18 protein-coding genes are annotated in these 20,464 nt (G+C 39.4%); 11 read left to right on the top strand and 7 right to left on the bottom strand.

Annotated features, from left to right (window positions below):
- Positions 1-43: 43 nt before the first annotated feature.
- The 6 genes from cdd (at position 44) to MWU82_RS21370 (ending at position 5,923) form a co-directional block, all read left to right on the top strand.
- Complete coding sequence (gene cdd / locus MWU82_RS21345) at positions 44-529, top strand: cytidine deaminase (RefSeq protein ID WP_247097839.1); 486 nt, start codon at positions 44-46, stop codon at positions 527-529.
- 196 nt (positions 530-725) lie between these two features.
- On the top strand, positions 726-1,724 hold the full coding sequence (gene pdhA, locus MWU82_RS21350) for a pyruvate dehydrogenase (acetyl-transferring) E1 component subunit alpha (RefSeq protein ID WP_215946132.1): 999 nt from the start codon (positions 726-728) through the stop codon (positions 1,722-1,724).
- A gap of 4 nt (positions 1,725-1,728) precedes the next feature.
- Positions 1,729-3,372 carry a pyruvate dehydrogenase complex dihydrolipoamide acetyltransferase gene (locus tag MWU82_RS21355; RefSeq protein WP_247097840.1) on the top strand — a complete coding sequence of 548 codons (1,644 nt, stop codon included), beginning with the start codon at positions 1,729-1,731 and terminating at the stop codon, positions 3,370-3,372.
- Positions 3,373-3,557: 185 nt separating this feature from the next.
- A complete protein-coding gene (locus MWU82_RS21360; protein ID WP_247097841.1) occupies positions 3,558-4,589 on the top strand; it encodes a M28 family peptidase in 1,032 nt (343 codons plus the stop codon).
- The gene (locus tag MWU82_RS21365; RefSeq protein ID WP_215946129.1) at positions 4,589-5,269 is read left to right on the top strand and encodes an SDR family NAD(P)-dependent oxidoreductase; all 681 of its coding nucleotides are present in this window, start codon (positions 4,589-4,591) and stop codon (positions 5,267-5,269) included. The genes MWU82_RS21360 and MWU82_RS21365 overlap by 1 nt, the downstream gene beginning before the upstream one ends.
- 12 nt (positions 5,270-5,281) lie before the next feature.
- Positions 5,282-5,923 carry an HAD family hydrolase gene (locus tag MWU82_RS21370; RefSeq protein WP_247097842.1) on the top strand — a complete coding sequence of 214 codons (642 nt, stop codon included), beginning with the start codon at positions 5,282-5,284 and terminating at the stop codon, positions 5,921-5,923.
- On the opposite strand, the gene MWU82_RS21375 is transcribed toward MWU82_RS21370, so the two are convergent.
- Entirely contained in the window at positions 5,918-6,988 is a 1,071-nt protein-coding gene (locus tag MWU82_RS21375; RefSeq protein ID WP_247097843.1) for an AI-2E family transporter, read from the bottom strand. The genes MWU82_RS21370 and MWU82_RS21375 overlap by 6 nt on opposite strands.
- A 191-nt stretch (positions 6,989-7,179) precedes the next feature.
- On the opposite strand from MWU82_RS21375, the gene MWU82_RS21380 reads away from it, so the two are divergent.
- Genes MWU82_RS21380 through MWU82_RS21390 form a run of 3 tightly spaced genes read left to right on the top strand, consistent with a single transcriptional unit; the run spans position 7,180 to position 10,335 of the window.
- Positions 7,180-7,782: a SprT-like domain-containing protein gene (locus MWU82_RS21380; protein WP_215946126.1), complete on the top strand. Its 603-nt coding sequence runs from the start codon at positions 7,180-7,182 to the stop codon at positions 7,780-7,782.
- A 10-nt stretch (positions 7,783-7,792) separates the two neighbouring features.
- Positions 7,793-8,872 carry a mannose-1-phosphate guanylyltransferase gene (locus MWU82_RS21385; RefSeq protein WP_247097844.1) on the top strand — a complete coding sequence of 360 codons (1,080 nt, stop codon included), beginning with the start codon at positions 7,793-7,795 and terminating at the stop codon, positions 8,870-8,872.
- Positions 8,873-8,874: 2 nt separating this feature from the next.
- On the top strand, positions 8,875-10,335 hold the full coding sequence (locus MWU82_RS21390; protein ID WP_215946124.1) for a DUF389 domain-containing protein: 1,461 nt from the start codon (positions 8,875-8,877) through the stop codon (positions 10,333-10,335).
- Here the strand turns inward: MWU82_RS21390 and MWU82_RS21395 are convergent.
- Positions 10,332-11,099 (bottom strand): ATP-binding cassette domain-containing protein, encoded by a 768-nt coding sequence (locus MWU82_RS21395; protein WP_247097845.1) that lies wholly within the window; start codon positions 11,097-11,099, stop codon positions 10,332-10,334. The two genes, MWU82_RS21390 and MWU82_RS21395, sit on opposite strands and share 4 nt — an antisense overlap.
- Positions 11,099-11,836, bottom strand: a complete 738-nt coding sequence (locus MWU82_RS21400) for an ABC transporter permease (protein WP_215946122.1) — start codon at positions 11,834-11,836, stop codon at positions 11,099-11,101. Before MWU82_RS21400 ends, MWU82_RS21395 begins: the two co-directional genes overlap by 1 nt.
- A 115-nt stretch (positions 11,837-11,951) precedes the next feature.
- Here MWU82_RS21400 and pafA point away from each other — a divergent pair, with 115 nt between their 5' ends.
- A complete protein-coding gene (gene pafA / locus MWU82_RS21405) occupies positions 11,952-13,655 on the top strand; it encodes an alkaline phosphatase PafA (RefSeq protein ID WP_247097846.1) in 1,704 nt (567 codons plus the stop codon).
- A gap of 40 nt (positions 13,656-13,695) precedes the next feature.
- Here pafA and MWU82_RS21410 read toward each other — a convergent pair whose 3' ends face one another.
- The 4 genes from MWU82_RS21410 to gcvP all read right to left on the bottom strand — a co-directional run bounded on the left by MWU82_RS21410 (position 13,696) and on the right by gcvP (position 19,410).
- Positions 13,696-14,550, bottom strand: coding sequence for a glycosyltransferase family 2 protein (locus tag MWU82_RS21410; protein WP_247097847.1), 855 nt, complete (start codon positions 14,548-14,550; stop codon positions 13,696-13,698).
- Between the two features lie 135 nt (positions 14,551-14,685).
- A complete protein-coding gene (locus MWU82_RS21415; protein WP_247097848.1) occupies positions 14,686-15,228 on the bottom strand; it encodes a class I SAM-dependent methyltransferase in 543 nt (180 codons plus the stop codon).
- Between the two features lie 105 nt (positions 15,229-15,333).
- Complete coding sequence (locus MWU82_RS21420) at positions 15,334-16,392, bottom strand: ketoacyl-ACP synthase III (protein WP_247097849.1); 1,059 nt, start codon at positions 16,390-16,392, stop codon at positions 15,334-15,336.
- Positions 16,393-16,560: 168 nt separating this feature from the next.
- Positions 16,561-19,410 (bottom strand): aminomethyl-transferring glycine dehydrogenase, encoded by a 2,850-nt coding sequence (gene gcvP, locus MWU82_RS21425; RefSeq protein WP_247097850.1) that lies wholly within the window; start codon positions 19,408-19,410, stop codon positions 16,561-16,563.
- Between the two features lie 140 nt (positions 19,411-19,550).
- Here gcvP and MWU82_RS21430 point away from each other — a divergent pair, with 140 nt between their 5' ends.
- The gene (locus tag MWU82_RS21430; protein WP_247097851.1) at positions 19,551-20,402 is read left to right on the top strand and encodes a hypothetical protein; all 852 of its coding nucleotides are present in this window, start codon (positions 19,551-19,553) and stop codon (positions 20,400-20,402) included.
- Positions 20,403-20,464 lie beyond the last annotated feature (62 nt).

Raw genomic sequence — 20,464 nt, forward strand, 5'->3', positions numbered from 1 at the left:
AGGTTTTGTTTATTTTTGCTAAATTATATAACGCTAATTTTCTATGAAACTACGCAGGGTGGTGTTTGATCTAATGGTTTATGAATCTGTGGATGAACTGGAACAGGAGGATCAAGCTTTAATGCATGAAGCTGTAAAAGCCAGGAAGAATGCCTATTCCCCTTATTCAAAATTTAATGTTGGGGCTGCGGTATTATTGGATAACGATGAAATTGTAATTGGCAATAATCAGGAAAATGCCTCATACCCATCCGGTTTGTGCGCGGAAAGGGTGGCCATATTTTACGCTTCAGCAAAATTTCCAGGTATTGGTATCAAGACCATAGCCATAAGTGCTACTTCCAAAAATTTTGTAGTGAATAAACCTGCCGCCCCTTGTGGTAATTGTAGGCAGTCCATTTCGGAATATGAAATAAAACAACAGAGGTCCATATCTATAATTATGTCCGGGGAAACGGGAGAGATCTTAAAATGTAATTCTGTTTCCGATATTCTTCCATTAGCCTTTAACAGTACATTCCTGGGTTAGGACAATAAGTTGATACCTTCTATTTTTAGGTTTTAGGTATTTCTCAACTATTCCCTATTTTGTTTTATATAATCGCTTTACGCGAAGCTTTTGATTTAAATTTTTTTCCTATTGATTTATATATGTATTTTTGTTTTCCGTTTTTGACTTAAACTTGTTTTTGATCAAAGCGAATTATTACATAAATTATCAATTAATGGAAAAAATAACCAAAGAGGTCTACCTTAAGTGGTATGAGGACATGTTGTTCTGGAGAAAGTTTGAAGATAAACTTGCTGCAGTCTATATTCAACAAAAAGTTCGTGGATTTTTACATCTTTACAATGGACAGGAAGCGGTTCTTGCAGGGGCATTGCATGCAATGGACCTTAGCAAGGATAGAATGATTACTGCTTATAGGAATCACGTTCAGCCAATAGGTATGGGAGTCGATCCCAGAAAAGTTATGGCGGAACTCTATGGTAAAGTTACGGGAACTTCCAAAGGAATGGGAGGATCCATGCATATTTTTTCCAAAGAGCATCGTTTTTATGGCGGCCATGGTATAGTCGGTGGTCAAATTCCATTAGGTGCTGGATTGGCTTTTGCTGATAAGTATTTTAAAAGGGATGCTGTAACCCTTTGTTATATGGGGGATGGGGCAGTAAGACAGGGGTCTCTCCATGAAAGTTTTAACTTGGCAATGCTTTGGCAATTGCCAGTTGTTTTTGTTTGCGAAAACAATGGTTATGCCATGGGAACATCGGTGGCCAGAACCTCACATTCAACGGAAATTTGGAAATTGGGATTGGGATATGAAATGCCATGTGGGCCAGTAGATGGAATGGATCCGGTAACAGTTGCCAAGGAAATGAGCAAGGCTATTGAGCGTGCCAGGTCCGGAGGCGGTCCTACTTTTTTGGAAATGAAGACCTATAGGTACAGAGGACACTCCATGTCTGATGCCCAGCATTATAGGACTAAGGAGGAGGTAGAAGAGTACAAGAAAATTGATCCTATATCCCAAGTATTGGCTACTATAAAGGAAAACAAATATGCCAGCGATGCCCAGATAAAGGAGATAGATGCTCGGGTTAAAAAGTTGGTTTCGGAGTGTGAAAAATTTGCGGAGGAATCGGATTATCCGCCTCTAAATCAATTATATGATATGGTATACGATCAAGAGGACTATCCATTTGTAAAACATAAAATATAAGTAAATGGCAGAAGTAATAAATATGCCAAGACTTAGCGATACCATGGAAGAGGGGACCGTTGCTAAGTGGCTAAAGCAAGTAGGTGACAAGATTGAAGAAGGTGATATTTTAGCGGAAATCGAAACCGATAAAGCTACAATGGAGTTCGAATCTTTCAATGAGGGAACTTTATTATATATTGGTATTAAAGAAGGTGATACGGCTCCTGTGGATTCGCTTTTGGCCATAATTGGTGAAAAAGGGGAAGATGTCTCTGGGCTGATCAACAGTGCATCTTCAGATGCCAAAGAGGAAAAAGAAGCAGAGGCTGAAGCCAAGAAGGAGGAGAAGAAGGAAGCGTCCAAAGCTTCAGGTGCTACTATCCCTGATGGGGTAGAGATTGTAAAGATGCCTCGCCTTAGTGATACAATGGAAGAAGGTACCGTGGCAACCTGGTTGAAAAAAGTTGGGGATGAGGTTGAAGAAGGGGATATCCTTGCAGAAATTGAGACCGATAAGGCCACCATGGAGTTTGAATCTTTTTATTCCGGTACCCTTTTATATGTAGGAATCAATGAAGGTGAAACAGCACCGGTAGATTCTGTGCTTGCTGTTATAGGTCCAAAAGGAACAGATGTTGAAGCTGTGTTGAGTGCTGGATCAGGTTCTGCTTCTGAAGAAGAAAGTGCTCCTGAAGAAACTAAGAAGGCCGAAACTTCTTCCAGTAACGGTCAGGAATCAGCACCTATTACTGCCAATGATGGCCAAAGAATTTTTGCATCCCCATTGGCCAAGAAAATTGCCCAGGATAAGGGAATAAATCTACAGGATGTTAAAGGCAGTGGTGATCAAGGAAGAATTATAAAGAAAGATATAGAGGAATATCAACCAAAACAAAAAGCTGCCGAGAAAGCACTTCCTGCCCAGGAAAAGGCTTCCTCTCCACAAGCTGCTGTTGCGGCCCCAATTAATTTGCCGGTAGGGCAAGAGGGGACTGAGGAAGTGAAAAATTCTCAAATGCGCAAGGTTATAGCCAAACGTTTGGGAGAATCGAAGTTTTCCGCGCCACATTACTATTTGACCATAGAGGTTGATATGGATTATGCTAAGGTTTCAAGAGAGCAGATCAATGGCTTGCCGGACACCAAGGTTTCCTTTAACGATATGGTGGTTAAGGCTTGTGCCATGGCATTAAAAAAGCACCCACAGGTAAATACCTCATGGAACAATGAGACTACCAGATATAATCATCACATTCATATCGGAGTTGCCGTTGCCGTTGAAGAAGGCCTTTTGGTTCCTGTATTAAAATTTGCGGATCAAATGACACTTACCCAAATAGGGGCTTCAGTGAAGGATTTGGCAGGAAAGGCAAGAAATAAAAAAATTAGTCCAGCGGAAATGGAGGGCAGTACTTTTACCGTCTCCAATCTTGGAATGTTTGGTATTTCTGAATTTACCTCTATTATTAACCAGCCTAATTCTGCAATACTGTCTGTAGGTGCCATCGTCCAAAAACCAGTGGTTAAAAATGGTCAGATCGTGGTTGGTAATACCATGAAAGTAACATTGGCCTGCGACCACCGAACAGTGGATGGAGCTACGGGAGCTCAATTTTTACAAACACTTAGGGCGTATTTGGAGAATCCGGTTACCATGTTGGCTTAAATTGAATATTTTTAACAATTATATAAAAAGCATCCTGATTTTCAGGATGCTTTTTTAACTTTAAGTCCTGTCTGGTTGTTGATAGTTATATGAATTGTACTAACAGATTCATGTTGCATCTTGGCCTTTGTATAAAATTGGTGAATAAAATACAATTCGTTTATATGACAAATAAAAATCAATTTATGAAAAACATTATAGGTCTTGCCATATTATCTATTGCCTTAGGCTGTGGTGCCGCTAAAATAGATGAGTCGGTTGGTTTGGCAAAAGGGACCAATGGTTCTGGTGCAGTTGCCAATGATGTGGAGGTAGTTCATGGTAGCGAGGGAGTTTCTTCGGTAATTTCTGATTTTTCCACAGAAAAAAGGGTTGGGGGCATAATTTCCTATTTGGCGTCGGATGACCTGAAGGGTCGAGAAACTGGTAGTGAAGGAATAGAAATGGCGGCGGAATATATAGAAACAATTTTTAAGAGTAATGGGATTGATCCCTACTTTAAAAGTTACAGGGATACGTTGAGCAATTTTGAAAAACCGGCATACAATTTAGTTGGCTATATTGAAGGCACGGACGAACACTTAAAGAACGAATTTGTTATAATCGGTGCCCATTATGACCATATAGGTTCTGCCGATCCGGTGGCCGGTGATAATATTGCCAATGGTGCCAATGATAATGCCTCCGGTACAACCGCGGTCTTGGAGTTTGCCCGTTATTTTGGTAAATTTAAAAATAATAAACGGAGTATAATTTTTGCTCTGTTCAGTGGTGAGGAAAAGGGTCTGTTGGGGTCGAAACACTTGGCCAAAAAGCTAAAAGACCAAAATTTGGACCTCTATACCATGCTGAATTTTGAAATGGTGGGAGTCCCTTTGGTAGGGAAGGACTATTTTATGTATGTAACGGGATATGAGGAATCCAATTTAGCGGATATTTGCAATACCTATGCTCAAGAAAAATTGGTTGGATTTCTTCCCACGGCAAAGGAATACAATCTGTTTAAAAGATCGGATAATTATCCCTTTCATTTAGAGTTTGGGGTTCCTTCCCAAACCTTTTGTACCTTCGATTTTACCAATTTCGACCACTACCACAAGGTAGGCGATGAGGTTGCCATAATGGATTTTGAACATATGGCCCTATTGGTAAATAAAACCCTTCCTGTTTTGGAAGATATTATTAATGCCCCGGTGGGGGAGATAGAATACAAGTAATGGCGAATATTGTAATTACGGGAAGTAGCAGGGGGATTGGCTTTCAATTGGCACAGTTATTTGCTAATGAAGGACATAAAGTCTTGGCCCTTTCTAGAAATAACGCCCCTATTGCCGCACTAAATCATCCGAATATATCCAGTTTTTCATTTGATTTGGCCAATGAGTCCAATTACGCCCAATTGGACGAATTCATAGAAAATAACTGGAAACAGGTTGATGCCCTTATAAACAATGCAGGTAAATTGCTGAACAAACCTTTTTTGGAAACTTCTATGGAGGCATTTGAAGAGGTTTATAAAGTGAATGTTTTTGGAGTTGCCAATATCACCAAAAGAATAATTCCCTTAATGCCCAAAACCGGTCATGTGGTGACTATTAGTTCTATGGGAGGTGTTCAGGGCAGTATGAAATTTGCAGGATTATCTGCTTATAGTTCCAGTAAAGGTGCTGTAATTACCATGACAGAATTGTGGGCAGAGGAATTCAAGGAAACGGGGCCATCATTTAATGTATTGGCCTTAGGGGCCGTACAGACCGAAATGTTGGAGGAAGCTTTTCCAGGTTATAAGGCACCTACAACCGCTTTGGAAATGGCCACATATATCAAGGACTTTGCGCTTACAGGCCATAAACTATACAATGGAAAATTGTTACAGGTATCCAACTCAACACCTTAATTTTTAAAGTCAATGAAAGAATACAAGTGTGTTATTTTCGACTGTGATGGGGTATTGGTAGACAGTGAGGTGCTGGGCAATCAGGTATTCGTGGATATGGCCAATGAACATGGTGCTGGGATAGATATTTCCTATGCCATGCAACATTTTAAAGGAGGGTTTTTAAATGATAGTATTAAACAGGTAGAGGCGATTATACAAAAGCAATTGCCCTTGGGATTTGAAAAAGAATATCGCCAAAGGTCCTACGAACTGTTTTCTACCCATCTGAAACCGGTAGAGGGTGTTGAACAGGTCTTGAGTAAATTGACAGTGCCCTATTGTGTTGCATCAAGCGGGCCACAGGAAAAAATTAAAAGGAATTTGGCAACGGCAGGCCTGTCCTCATTCTTTGAAAACAATATTTATAGTTGTTATGATATTGGAAAATGGAAACCCGACCCTGCTATTTACCTCTACGCTTCAAAATCCATGGGTTATTCTCCAAACGAATGCTTGGTGATAGAAGATTCCTTTAAGGGAGCTAAGGCGGCCACCTCAGGGGGATTCGATGTTTATGGTTATACCCTGTTAAACGAGGACCCTGATTTTGAAAATGAAGTTACCAAAACCTTTGAGCAAATGAAAGAGTTGATTTCCTTGCTTAAATTATAACCAACTACCTTTATTTTTGGGGTTAGGTTTTAAAGGTTGGTTTCCTGAAATTAAACTTGCTATTACTTTCGTTTGTGGGAACTGCTCCAAAATAATCTTGATAAAAACAGTGATTGGTATTGCCATGATCAATCCAGGTACCCCCCAAATATATCCCCATAACATCAACATTACCAATACGGTAATTATGTTAATGGAAAAAGATTTTCCCATGAATATGGGCTCCAGTATTGATCCGAACAAAACCTGTACCCCGGTTATGGACAGAACAAAGAACAAGAGTGTACTTGTGGGCTCCAATTCTACAAATGCAAATAGCGCCAATAACACTACGGAAATAATGGAGCCGACCATTTGTACAAAATTTATGGCAAAGGCGAACAGTCCCCAGAAAATTGGAAAGCTTACATCAAAGAACACGCAGGCCAACCCAATTCCGATTCCTGTAAAAAGGCTTACCAGAAATTTGACCTTTATAAATTTAATAAGGTCTTTTTCAACTTTTACAAACGTTTTAACCGAGGTGTGCTTTTGTTTTAGAATGGTATTGTTCATTAATTTTTGAACGTTTATTGACTCTGCCAACCAAAGCACAACGAAAAACACCGTCATTAATATCATGGTGACCGTATTGCCAATAAAATCTAGGGTCGACCCAAAGTTCTTCATCATACTTTCTTTGGGGATAAAATTGTTAATGATGTTTTCCTCTTTGGAATAGGGAATTCCAAGATAATCTTCCATGCCTAATAATAGGGCTTCCAATTTGGTCTCCGCCTTTTGGAAAAAAGCATTGTCTGCAGATAGTATTTCCTTGCTGGTAAGTTGTATTAGTTCTCCCCCAATTTTTAAGGCCCCAATGAAAATCAGTATAACAATAAAAATACTGATAGGCTTGGATACATTCTTTTTATTGAGCCAGCGCATAATGGGTAGGAACAATAAAGCTATGAACATAGAGAAAATAAGGGGAATAAAGATAAACGATAGAAGTTTTAGTAAGTAAAACACTAAGGGGATTACTATAATAAGCAATAACTTATTGGTGGTTCTTAACTCGTTCATAATTATAATAATAGTTTGTATTTCGCTCCGTGCAACGGGAATGCAAAGTTAGTGGAAAGAAGTTGTCTTTGGTCGTTAATAAAAGTGTAAATATTCTCGTGTAAACATTTTTTTTGGTTTCGTTAATTGTATTTTGGATAAAATTTAGACTTAAGGCTATATGGAATCTTAAAATTTCTAATTTTGTTACTATGCAGGACACCTTGAAAAAGTATCTTCCAGAAAGGGCGGTAAGTTTAAGTTTGGAACTTATAAAGGAAAATGGTGTACACCTTAAAATTGTAGATCAACGGGTTACCCGTCATGGTGATTATAGGAGGATGCCCAACGGATCCCATCAAATTACTGTGAACGCCACTTTAAATAAATATCGATTCTTGATCACTTTGGTTCATGAAATAGCTCATTTGGTTGCTTTCGAAAAATATGGACGTAAAATAAAACCACACGGATTGGAGTGGAAAAGAACATTTCAATATCTGATGTTGCCATTTTTAAGGCCGGAGGTTTTTCCAACCAATCTTTTGCCCATGTTGGCCAGACATTTTAGAAATCCGAAGGCGAGCAGTGATACAGATGCCGGCCTCTCCTTGGCCCTAAAGCAATTTGATGAACAGGATAGTGAAAAATCCTATATTTTTGAATTGCCACATGGCAGTGTTTTCAGGATATATAATGGAAAATTATTTCAAAAAAAGAATAAAAGGGTAAAGCGATACGAATGTATCGAAGTAGCTACGGGTAAGGTCTATCTGTTTCAGCCCAATGCCGAAGTGGAATTGATAAAAGATTAAAGGAAACACTATGGATAAAAATTATTATGCAGTTTTGATGGCTGGTGGAGTGGGATCCAGATTTTGGCCGATAAGTACAACTGCGTATCCAAAGCAGTTTCATGATATGTTGGGTACGGGGGATACCTTGATACAGAAGACCTTTAAAAGGCTGGCTAAGTTTGTACCGGTTGAAAATATTTTGATCTTGACCAATGAAAGATATAACGAACTGGTCTTGGAGCAATTGCCGGAGGTTAAGCAGGAGCAAGTTGTTTTGGAGCCGGCCATGCGCAATACTGCTCCATGTATATTGTATGCGGCCTTAAAAATACAGAAGAAGAACCCGGATGCAGTTATGATAGTTGCCCCCAGTGATCATTGGATAGAGGATGAGGAAGCATTTGCAAAGGACGTTATAACCTGCTTTGATAAGTGCGAAAAGGAAAATGTTATATGTACCTTGGGTATCAAGCCTACTTTTCCAAATACCGGTTTTGGATATATAGAATTTGAAAAGAAAGATGTGGAACCATTGAAGACTGTTAATCAGTTTAGAGAAAAACCTGATTATGAAACGGCCAAGGATTTCATAAAACAAGGAAATTTTTTGTGGAATGCCGGTATTTTTATGTGGAGTGTAAAAACTATAGTAGATGCTTTTAAAAAATATCAACCAGAACAATACAATTTATTTCTGAGTGGATTAGTATACTATAATACCGATCAGGAAAGGGCGTTCATAAATGAAAATTACCCCAAGGCGGAGAATGTTTCCATAGACTATGCCATCTTGGAACCGTCCAGTAATATTTTTGTTTTACCGGCCACTTTTGATTGGAACGATCTTGGTACCTGGGGTTCTTTGTACGATAAATTGGACAAGGACGATAACCAGAACGCTTTAGTGAATTGTCGGGTTTTAGCCGAGGATTCCCAAGGGAATATGATTAGTTCCCCAAAAGGAAAAATTATCGTTATTGATGGATTAAAAGACTATATTGTAGTAGACAAAGAGGAGGTTTTGCTTATATATCCCAAATCTAAGGAACAGGATATTAAAAAGGTACTTGCAAAAATCAAAGATAAATTTGGAGATCAGCTTGCTTAATTATGGAGGAAAATTTAAATAAAGACCAGAAACAGGAATTCCCTGAAGGTAGTAGGCAGGACATAAAGAGAGATTTTAGAGGTCTTTTGGAAGGTGTTAAAGTATTTCTGGCCGATCTTTTGGATATACGTAAGAATACGGATCAGGAGGCTACAAAAGAATCCATTGTTGCGGATATTCCTTTTAAAGGCCATACTTCTTGGATTTTAATATGCTCTATTTTTATTGCATCGGTAGGTCTTAATGCCAATTCTACAGCGGTTGTTATCGGTGCCATGTTAATTTCACCTTTAATGGGACCTATTTTGGGTATGGGACTATCCTTGGCAATCAATGATATAGATACCTTGAGGCGATCGCTCAAGAATTTTGCGGTTATGGTTGCCTTAAGTGTTATTACGGCCTTTTTATTCTTTTATTTATTCCCCTTAAGGGATGAATCATCGGAGTTGTTGGCAAGGACCGCTCCGGACATTAGGGATGTGCTTATTGCCTTTTTTGGTGGATTGGCATTGGTGATTGCCCGTGCAAAAAAAGGGACCATAGCCAGCGTTATTTATGGTGTAGCCATTGCAACAGCCTTGATGCCTCCTTTATGTACGGTTGGTTTTGGTTTGGCCATTGGTAATTTTAGCTATGCCACCGGTGCCATGTACCTTTTTACGATAAATACCATTTTTATTGCGCTGGCCACGTTTTTGGTTATAAAATTATTGCGTTTTCCAATGGTCCGGTATGCCAATTCACAAAGAAGAAGGTTTATTGCCCGAATGGCATCCATAGTGGCTATTTTGGTCATGATTCCTGCTGGATTTACTTTCTATGATGTGTTTCAAGAGTCTTTGTTTAAAAAGGAGGCCAAGCAATTTGTGACCAACAATATTGTGCCTTATGAATTACCGGGAGAAGGCCGTTATTTGGAGAATTTAACAGATATACAATACAATCACGGGGTTGATGGATTTATTGAATTGGTGTTTATGGGGAACGAAACCATCCCGGACAATGTTATTGCAACTTGGAATACGCAAAAAAATACCTTCGATAAGCTTAAAAATGTGGAATTAAAAATTGTACAGGGATCTAAAAACCAAGAGTTGGATCAAATGAGGTATGTCAGCGAACTGTACGAGTCCAAAAAGGCGGAATTACTTAGTAAGGAACAGCAGATTCAGGTTTTAAAAGAAGAGGTCGGAAAAATGAGTAAGATAGTTGAGCAGCAGATTCCTTTTCAGGAAATTAGTGCCGAAGCCAAGACCAATTATGAGAATTTGACCAGCCTGGGCTTTTCGTATACCATTACAACGGATTTTAATAAACTGGATACTATCCCTGTGTTTAATGTACAGTGGAAAAAGGGAGTGCCCGCCCAGCAAATAAAAACCGATTCCCAGAAACTAACGGATTGGTTGCGACTAAGGCTAAAGAATTCGAAGATTCAAGTCAGGGAAGAACAGAGTTAATTCCGCTCTTCTATATACATCTGTCTCACCTTTTTAAATAATTCCGAGGAATAGACGAAGTCGGTTACCGCTTCGTTTTCAGTTTTAAAAATTTCTTTATTACTGCCTTCCCATTCCTTTAGGCCATTTTTTAGGAAAATTATCTTCTCGCCAATTTCCATAACCGAATTCATGTCATGGGTATTGATTACGGTTGTAATATCGTATTCCTGGGTGATTTCATGGATAAGGTTGTCTATAAGGATGGCTGTTTTGGGATCTAATCCTGAATTGGGTTCATCACAAAATAAGTATTTTGGATTCATTACAATGGCTCTGGCAATGGCCACCCGCTTTTGCATCCCTCCCGATATTTCCGATGGAAATTTATTATGGGCATCAACTAGGTTTACTCGTTTAAGTACAAAATCTACACGATCCTGCATTTCCGATTTCGATTGTTTGGTGAACATTCCCAAGGGAAACATAACATTGCCCTGTACGGTCATGGAATCGAACAGGGCGCTACCCTGAAATACCATTCCCATTTCCTGTCTTAAGTTGCGTTGTTCGCTTGCGGATAGTTCGGAATATATTTTTCCGTCATAGCTAATGGTGCCTTCATCAGGAGTAAAGAGACCCAAAAGACATTTTAAAAATACCGTTTTTCCGGAACCACTTTGCCCTATTATAAGGTTGGTCTTGCCTTTTTCAAAATTGGAACTAATGCCTTTTAAAACATGGCTTTCCCCGAAAGATTTATGTATGTTGTCTACTACTATCATTAGCCCAAAAGTAATTGTGTTAAGATGTAATTTACAATGATGATCACAACACTTGTCCACACAAAGGCTGTGGTACTGGCCTTACCAACTTCCAACGCCCCCCCTTTCATGTAGTATCCGTGAAAGGATGGTATGGTGGCAATAATCAGAGCAAAAACTATCGATTTTACAAAGGAATATGTGATATGAAACGGTATGAAGTCCAATTGCAGGCCTTCAACGAAGTCAGCACTGGAGCTAAATCCTCCAAAAACACCGGCTGTCCAACCTCCAAATATACCCACATACATCGCTATCGCTATCACAAATGGATAAAACAACATGGCTATTATTTTCGGAAAAACAAGATAGTTCAAAGAATTGACCCCCATGATCTCCAGGGCATCAATTTGTTCCGTTACCCTCATAGTACCAATACTGGATGTGATATAGGAACCCACTTTACCGGCCATAATTATAGAGGTGAAAGTTGGGGCAAATTCAAGTATTACCGATTGCCTGGTGGCAAACCCAATAAGATTTCGAGGTATAAGTGGGTTGGTAATGTTCAGGGCGGTCTGTATGGAAACTACACCTCCGATGAAAAAGGAAATGAAAATAATAATACCCATGGAACCATAAACCAGTTCGTCTATTTCCTTTAATATTAGGGTCTTCATAATGGACCATTTGGTGGGTTTTTTGAAAACCTCCCTGATCATTATAAAATAACTGCCTATTGATGCTATATAATTCATTCAATGTAAAATATTGCTTAGGAATGTAAAAATAACAATATTAAGAATCATTTAACTTCCAATTAAAATTTAAAGGTTTTATTTCTATATTTTTGTTTTTTAAAAAACAAGAAGAATGCGAAATAAGAGTCTGCTGCTATTGGTGTTAGCGCTTGTAATAGGATTTAATCCTGTTAAGGTAAATGCCCAGAGAAAATCCAAAAAAAATAAGGTAGAAGCCATCTCCATTGCTGAGAATGCTACGGATCGGAATATTGCTACCACCCCTAAATTGGTCGTGGGTATTGTGGTAGACCAAATGAGGTACGATTATTTGACGCGTTTTTGGAATCAATATGGGGATGGCGGATTTAAGCGATTGGTGAATGATGGGTTTAATTGTAAAAACAATCATTTTAATTATGCACCAACAGTTACTGGTGCCGGACATGCCTCTGTTTATACGGGGACAACGCCGTCTATACACGGTATAATTGCAAATGATTGGTATGATAAATACGCGGATGAAAGTGTTTACTGCGCAGGAGACCCTAATTATAATTCTGTTGGAACGTCTTCAGATGCCGGAAAAATGTCCCCACACAGGGTTCAAACTACAACCATTACGGACCAAGTGAGGTTGCACACCCAAATGCGCGGTAAGGTAATTGCTGTTGCGATTAAGGACAGAGGTGCCGTTCTGCCTGGAGGGCATACTGCCAATGCCGCATATTGGTTTGATGGCGGGTCCGCAGGTAATTGGATTACGAGCTCTTATTATATGGACAAATTGCCTAATTGGGTAAGTGAATTTAATGCACAAAAAAGTGTGGATAAATATAAAAAACCTTGGACGACCCTTAAGGACATCAATAGCTATCTGGAAAGTGGTGAGGATAACAATAGTTACGAAGGGCTCTTTGAAGGTCAGTCTACTCCAACCTTTCCTCACGATTTAGTTGGTTTGTGGGATAATAATGGTAAATATAGTATTTTAAAAAGTACTCCGTATGGGAATAGTTTAACCACTGATTTTGCTTTGGAGGCTGTGGATAAAGAGGCGCTTGGAACGGATAGTTATACAGACTTCCTGGCAATTAGTTTCTCAAGTACGGATTATGTGGGGCATAAATGGGGGGTAAACTCGAAGGAGGTAGAGGATACCTATCTGCGTTTGGACCAAGATTTAAAACGTCTTTTTGAAACTTTGGATAAAAAAGTGGGAACTGGGGAATATACCGTTTTTCTAACCGCTGATCATGCAGCTATTAATGTTCCGGCTTTTTTAAGGGATCTGAAACTTCCTGGTAGTGTTGTGGAATCAAAAAAATTGGACGATCGGCTTACTGAATATTTGAAATATACCTATGGAACTACAGATATTGTGAAGAAGAATTCCAATAATCAGTTGTTTTTGGATTATAGGGTAATCAAGAGTTTGGATTTGGATGTTGATGATGTTGAAGAAGAGTTGGCTTTAGAGTTAATCCAGTATGATGGTATATATAAGGTGTTTACGGCCAATCAGATGTGGCAGAATCAATATACCAGCGGAATTCCTTATATCGTACAGAACGGATTTAATCAAAAACGTTCAGGTGATGTACTTTTTGTTTTCGATCCAGGAAGTGGAAAATATGGCAATACAGGTTCAACGCATGGGTCGCCATGGAATTACGACACGCATGCCCCCTTATTATTTTATGGTAAAGGCATTAAGAAAGGGAGTACGGTAAATAGAACTGAAATCCCGGACATAGCTCCAACAATAGCTGCCTTAATGGGAATGAACGCTCCTTCAGGTACTACAGGAGAGCCAATTGAAGAGGTGATAGAATAATAGTAAGTTTTATTGTAAAAATTAAAAAGCCAAACTTTTCTTATTGGAAGAGTTTGGCTTTTATTTTTCTCCATCGCAATTGGCGAATAAACTGACCCTCCGCGGGACTTACCAGAAAATCTATTTTTTCTTTTCTGGCCAGAAAATACCCTTGAAGATTATCTGAAAACGCTCTTGGCTTTTTTTGTTTCAAAGCCATTTTTATGGAGGCAATAAACGTAATCAGTAACCCGTATCTCATGGTGAACATGGCCTTTCCTTGAAGTAATTTGGCTTTTTTATTATATGCATTTCCCAAAGGCCGTAAGTGTTTAACTTGTAAGTTACTATCGGTATAGATATTAAAACCGTTGTATTGGGCAAGTAACTCGTCCACGGTGTCCCATCCCATGGCAGTTTTAAGTCCGCCAATGGAATTAAAACACCTCTTGCTGTAAGCTTTAAAAGCACCACGTACATGGTCCTTGTCCATTGGATGATTTAATTTCCATTCCCCGTTTTTGTCCTGTTCATAAGCAAAACCACCTGCTACCCCAATTTTTGCATCTGTTGAAAATATCTTGGCTACTTTTTCAAAATAGGACTCGGGAAGGATTATATCGGCATCTAACTTCACTATAAAGTCATAGTCGTCATCCAATTGCTCCAAGCCTTTATTAAAGGCATTAATAACTTTGCTACCGGGCAAATGGGCAGTGGAAGACTTTGCATTGATCTTTGAGATATAATTATGTTTGGCAGTGAAGCTGTCTATTATTTCTTCTGTATTGTCCGATGAATTATCATTTACTACAACAACTCTTTTTGGAGGCATGGTTTGTATAACCACGGATTGCAGGGCCTCCATTAAGTATTGGCCTTCGTTGTGTGCTGGAATGATAATGTAGTAGTTCACCGTTAAAATTTTATTTGATTTATTGGTAGGGCCGGTCTGCTTTCTATCTTAGGTAAACCATGTGTAAACATTTCAATTGGTATTCCCTATTTGGAATTACGGTATATTTATTAGATGGTTTTTACTTGCTGGTCTTTAAAGAACTGGTTTATTGCTGTTTTTTCTTTCGGCATAAACAATGTAATATCTGGGGGTAAAACTACGGAGCAGTGGTCTTATCCCAATTTTTTTCACGGGATTGGTCCATTTTGCCCGATCCTTAATTTCCCATCCCGCCTTTTCCAGTAACCAATCAAACTGCCAGTCTTCAAACTCGTGATAGTGTCTGTCCCAAGGGTCTGTCTTGCTTTTGTAGGCCGATGAAAACCATAATCTTAAAGGGATACTGGCTACCAATTTATCGGTTTTGATTTGGCTGAGAATATTGAATGGGGCCAAAAGATGTTCAAAGATTTCAAAGGCAGTGGCAACATCGGCCTTGGTGGTCAAGGCAGCGGAAAAATCGATGTCTAAATCCTCACCTGTTGTATTCTCCACTTGGTAACCATTTTCTTTCATAATCTTGGAAAAGGGATTTTCAACCCCAAGATCTAAAATAGATTGATCGGTAGACACATGTTTTTGTAGAAATTCCAGAGTATGTTTAAAACGTTTGTTCGGGAAGGTTCTTTCGTACATCGGCGGTAATCTGGTTTGTTGTTAAGATGTTTTTTACGGTTTAATAAGGAATTATCCAAAAACCAGAAACAAAGATATTTGAAAAAGTGTTTAGCAGTCTATGGATTATACCCTATAGACAATGGCGTTTATGTTCATGCCTGCACCAACACTGGCAAATATAACAACATCTCCCTTTTTTATCGATTGATTTTCCATTTTTCCATTTTTCACCATATCAAATAGGGTGGGAATGGTAGCTACGGAACTATTTCCCAATTTTTCTATGCTCATGGGCATAATTCTATTGGGCACTTCCATATTGAAAAGATTATAAAAACGTTTTACTATGGCCTCATCCATTTTTTCATTGGCCTGATGAATGAATATCTTTTTTACTTCGTTGATCGCCACTCCACTTTTATCCAAACAGTCTTTCATGGCCTGGGGTACATGGGTTACCGCAAATTCATATATTTTTCGGCCATGCATTTTTATGTATCGCGTATCGTCTTTTGCAGTTTTGGAATAGGACTCGCCATAGAAGAGAAAAAAGGCTTCTTCATTGGCATAGGTTGCGCTATTGTGCGACAGGATTTGGCCAGCATTTTCCCTGGCTTCAATAATGGTTGCCCCGGCACCATCCGAATAGATCATGGAGTCCCTATCATGCTTGTCCACAATCCTTGATAGGGTTTCTGCACCAATTACAAGGCATTTTTTGGCAATCCCACTTTTGATAAATGCATTTGCCTGGATTACTCCTTCTATCCAACCTGGGCAACCAAATAGGAGGTCATAGGCAACACATTTGGGATTCTTGATCTGTAATTGGTGTTTTACCCGAGTGGCCAAACTTGGTAAGGTGTCCCCTTGGTTTTTACCAACTGATACATCACCAAAATTATGGGCAAAAATTATATAGTCTAGTTCCTCTTTGTTAATTTGGGCATTGGCTATTGCCTTTTCTGCAGCAAAAAATGCCAGTTTGGAGGTGTTTAAATTATCCTCGGCATAGCGCCTTTCGCTTATTCCGGTAATGCCTTGGAATTTTTGAATGATCACATCATTTGGATGCTTAAAGGGAGTGCCATCCTCATTTAAAAAATCGTGATTTTTAAAATCTGAATTTTTTGTTACGATAGATGGAAGGTAAGAACCAGTGCCAGTAATGCCTATGTTCATAATAATGTGCAATTTTAATAGTATAAATATAAACCAATTGGGCCGCGGTAATTTATGTCCTTCGGATTTGATATGATGTTCAAGATAATTAAGCTTTTGTATTTGCTCAAAAAAAAGCCTTTCACATTTGATGGAAAGGCTTTAAAAGGCTTGATTTTGTTGAGATTTTTAGGCTTCTACATAAGCTTCGATGGGCGCACAAGTGCATATTAAATTACGGTCTCCATATGTGTCGTCCACGCGTCTTACGCTAGGCCAAAACTTGTTATCCAAAATATATGGCAATGGGAAGGCCGCTTGTTGTCTACTGTAAGGAAACTCCCATTTGTCATTGGTAATCATTTCCAAAGTGTGGGGTGCATTTTTTAGAGCATTGTTATTGTCCTCAACGGATGCTGCATCAATTTCTTCACGAATAGATAGCATGGCACTACAGAATCGGTCCAATTCTGTCAGGCTTTCGCTTTCCGTAGGTTCTATCATAAGTGTTCCGGCTACCGGGAAAGAAACTGTAGGTGCATGGAATCCATAATCCATTAATCTTTTTGCGATATCGGTAACTTCTATTCCATTTTCTTTAAATGGTCTACAGTCTATAATCATTTCGTGGGCAGCTCTACCTCTTTCTCCCGTATAGAGTACATCAAATTTTCCACTAAGCTTATTTTTAATGTAGTTCGCATTTAGGATAGCGGTCTTTGTAGACTGGGTCAATCCGTTTTCCCCCAACATTTTTATATATCCATAAGAAATTAAACATACCAACGAGCTTCCCCAAGGAGCAGCCGATATGGCTGTAATAGCCTTGTCTCCGCCCGTTTTAATTACGGGGTTTCCTGGTAGAAATGGTACTAGTTGTTCTGCCACGCAAATGGGGCCAACTCCAGGGCCACCACCACCATGAGGGATAGCGAATGTTTTATGTAGGTTTAAGTGGCAGACATCGGCCCCAATGGTGGCAGGATTGGTCAATCCTACCTGTGCATTCATATTGGCCCCGTCCATATAGACTTGACCTCCGTTGTCATGGATCAATTTTGTAATTTCCTTAATGGATGATTCGAATACACCGTGGGTAGACGGGTAGGTTACCATTAAAGCGGATAGATTGTCTTTGTGCAACTCGGCTTTTTCAGCTAAGTCGGTCACATCTATGTTCCCGTTTTCGTCAGTTTTTGTAACTACTACCTTCATGCCCGCCATAACTGCTGAAGCAGGGTTGGTGCCATGTGCCGAGGCAGGTATTAAGCAAATATTTCTATGACCTTCCCCTCTGGACTCGTGGTATGCCCTTATGACCATTAGGCCGGCAAATTCTCCTTGCGCTCCAGAATTTGGTTGTAAAGAAGTTCCGGCAAACCCGGTGATGATATTAAGATCTTTTTCCAATTCCTTAAGGATGATCTGATAGCCTTCCGCTTGGTCAATAGGTACAAAGGGATGGATATTTCCCCAACGCGCCAAGCTCAATGGCAACATTTCGGAGGCCGCGTTCAATTTCATGGTACATGAGCCCAAGGAAATCATGGAGTGGTTCAATGCCAGATCCTTTCGTTCCAATTTTTTAATATACCTCATCAATTCGGTTTCCGAGTGATAGGAATTGAATACACTATTCTCCAAAAACGTTGAAGTGCGCACCAGCTTGTTTTCAAGAAGGGATTGTGCTAAAAGGCCATTGATAACAATGGGTTCTTTCCCAATGGCTTCTGCGAAAATATTTACTATTAATTGTAGATCTTTTAGGGAGGTAGCTTCGTTCAATGCAATCGATATGGTGTCTGCATCAACGTATAGGAAATTAACCTCATGTTTTTCGGCAATGGGCCTCACTTTTGAGGAATCTGCCTTTATGCTTATGGTATCAAAATAACTAGTGTTGGTTTGATACAACCCTAATTTTTCAAGACTATCCACTAGGGTAACCGCTGTGGAATGTACCTTGTTTGCGATATATTTTAGTCCCTTAGGTCCGTGATAAACAGCGTACATTCCGGCCATTACAGCCAACAGGACCTGAGCTGTGCAGATGTTGGAGGTAGCTTTGTCGCGTTTTATGTGCTGCTCCCTTGTTTGTAACGCCATCCTTAAAGCCGGCTTGCCATCGGTGTCCTTTGTAACTCCGATTATTCTGCCTGGAATACTTCTTTTGTACTCTTCTTTAGTGGCAAAAAAAGCGGCATGAGGTCCACCGTAGCCTAAAGGAATTCCAAATCGTTGAGTGGTTCCTACCACCACATCGGCTCCAAATTCACCCGGAGGGGTCAATAATGCCAAACTTAAGATATCTGCAGCAACGGCAACTTTTATATTTTTTTCAACCGCTTTGGCCACGAATGGGGCATAATCATTTACTTGACCATGCTTTCCTGGATATTGCAACAAGGCGCCAAAATAATCATCTCCAAATTCAAAGCTTTCGTGGTTTCCAACGATCAGTTCTATTTCAAGTGGGGTCGACCTTGTTTTTAACAGGGACAATGTCTGGGGCAATATCTCTTCGGAAACAAAGAATTTTAAAACGTTGTTTTTCTTTTGATCCCTACTTCGTACATCAAAGAGCATGGTCATGGCTTCTGCAGCGGCAGTACTCTCGTCCAAAAGTGAGGCGTTGGCCAATTCCATTCCTGTGAGTTCTGCTATTACGGTCTGGAAATTCAATAAGGCCTCTAGGCGCCCTTGGGCAATTTCAGCTTGGTAAGGTGTGTAGGCCGTATACCATCCTGCATTTTCCAAAATATTTCTCTTTATCACTGAAGGGGTTATACTTTCATGATAACCAAGACCGATATAGGATTTAAAAACTTTATTCTTTTCGGATAAAACTTGGATATGGGACAAATACTCGTGCTCACTCATAGGCGGCTCCAGAGCCAAGGGTTTTTCAAGGCGAATATCGTCTGGAATTGTTTCGGTTATCAATTGGTCCACTGAGTTGGCATTGATGGTTCTTAGCATCTGTGGAAGGTCTTCCTCCCTAATGCCGATATGGCGCAAGGCAAATACGTCTGTCCTCATAAATTCAAGCATTTTTAATCTAAAATATAGGTGAGCAAAAATACTCATTATTTATGTTTATTTTGCAGCTTTTACTTCCAACTCCTTCAAAGTTTTTAACTAAAATAAGAGGTTATGAACACTTTGGTTATTTTTGATTTATGAACTGGCGTAGCTACTTATTTCATTTTTACTTGGATGCCAGTGTACATGTTGCGTTATCGGTTTTTGCATTTATTGAAATCACCTGCATTTTTTTTGGATTGTCCAGGGACAACCATATATCGTATCTAGTATTTTTCGGAACAATTGCTTGCTACAACTTTGTGAAATATGGGGTGGAGGCAAAAAAGTATTTTCTAGTAGCCAATACTTATCACAAGAATATTCAGGTGGTCAGTTTTATTGCAGGGGCCTTTGCTTTGTATCATTCCTTTTTTATGTCCTTTGAAACTTGGATAGGAATTACAATTTTACTGGTTTTGACTAGTTTATATGCAGTTCCGCTGTTGCCCAACGCAAAAAATCTTAGAAGTTTGGGAGGTCTCAAAATTTTTATAGTGGCTTTGGTGTGGGCGGGTACAACGGTAGTTTTACCAATTGTAGCTGCAGATATGGTTTTGGATTGGGATGTTGCAGTGGAGTTGGTGCAGCGATTTTTAATGGTGCTGATCCTAATGTTGCCATTTGAAATTAGGGATTTGGATTATGATGATCCGGAACTTAGAACTTTGCCCCAACGATATGGTTACCTGAACACAAAAATTTTGGGTGCCGCCGGCGTGGTTGTTTTTTTCTTTTTAACTTTTATGAAAGATTCCCTGACGTATTTGGAGGTGTTGAGTAAAGGCCTGGCATTTCTGGTTCTAGGAATGTTAATGTTGGTGACCAGAAGAAATCAATCCCAATTTTTTTCTTCCTTTTGGGTCGAGGCCATTCCAATTTTTTGGTGGGTCTGTATTTTGGTATTGGATGCCTTTTTAGGCACTTTCAGGAGTAGCCCTAATTTTTAGAACACATAGAATATAAAATGCCCTTGGATTTTATTTAGGGGCATTTATTATGCCCGATCTTG

The organism is Arenibacter sp. S6351L (assembly GCF_023016025.1).
In the GTDB taxonomy this organism is placed as follows: domain Bacteria; phylum Bacteroidota; class Bacteroidia; order Flavobacteriales; family Flavobacteriaceae; genus Arenibacter; species Arenibacter algicola_B.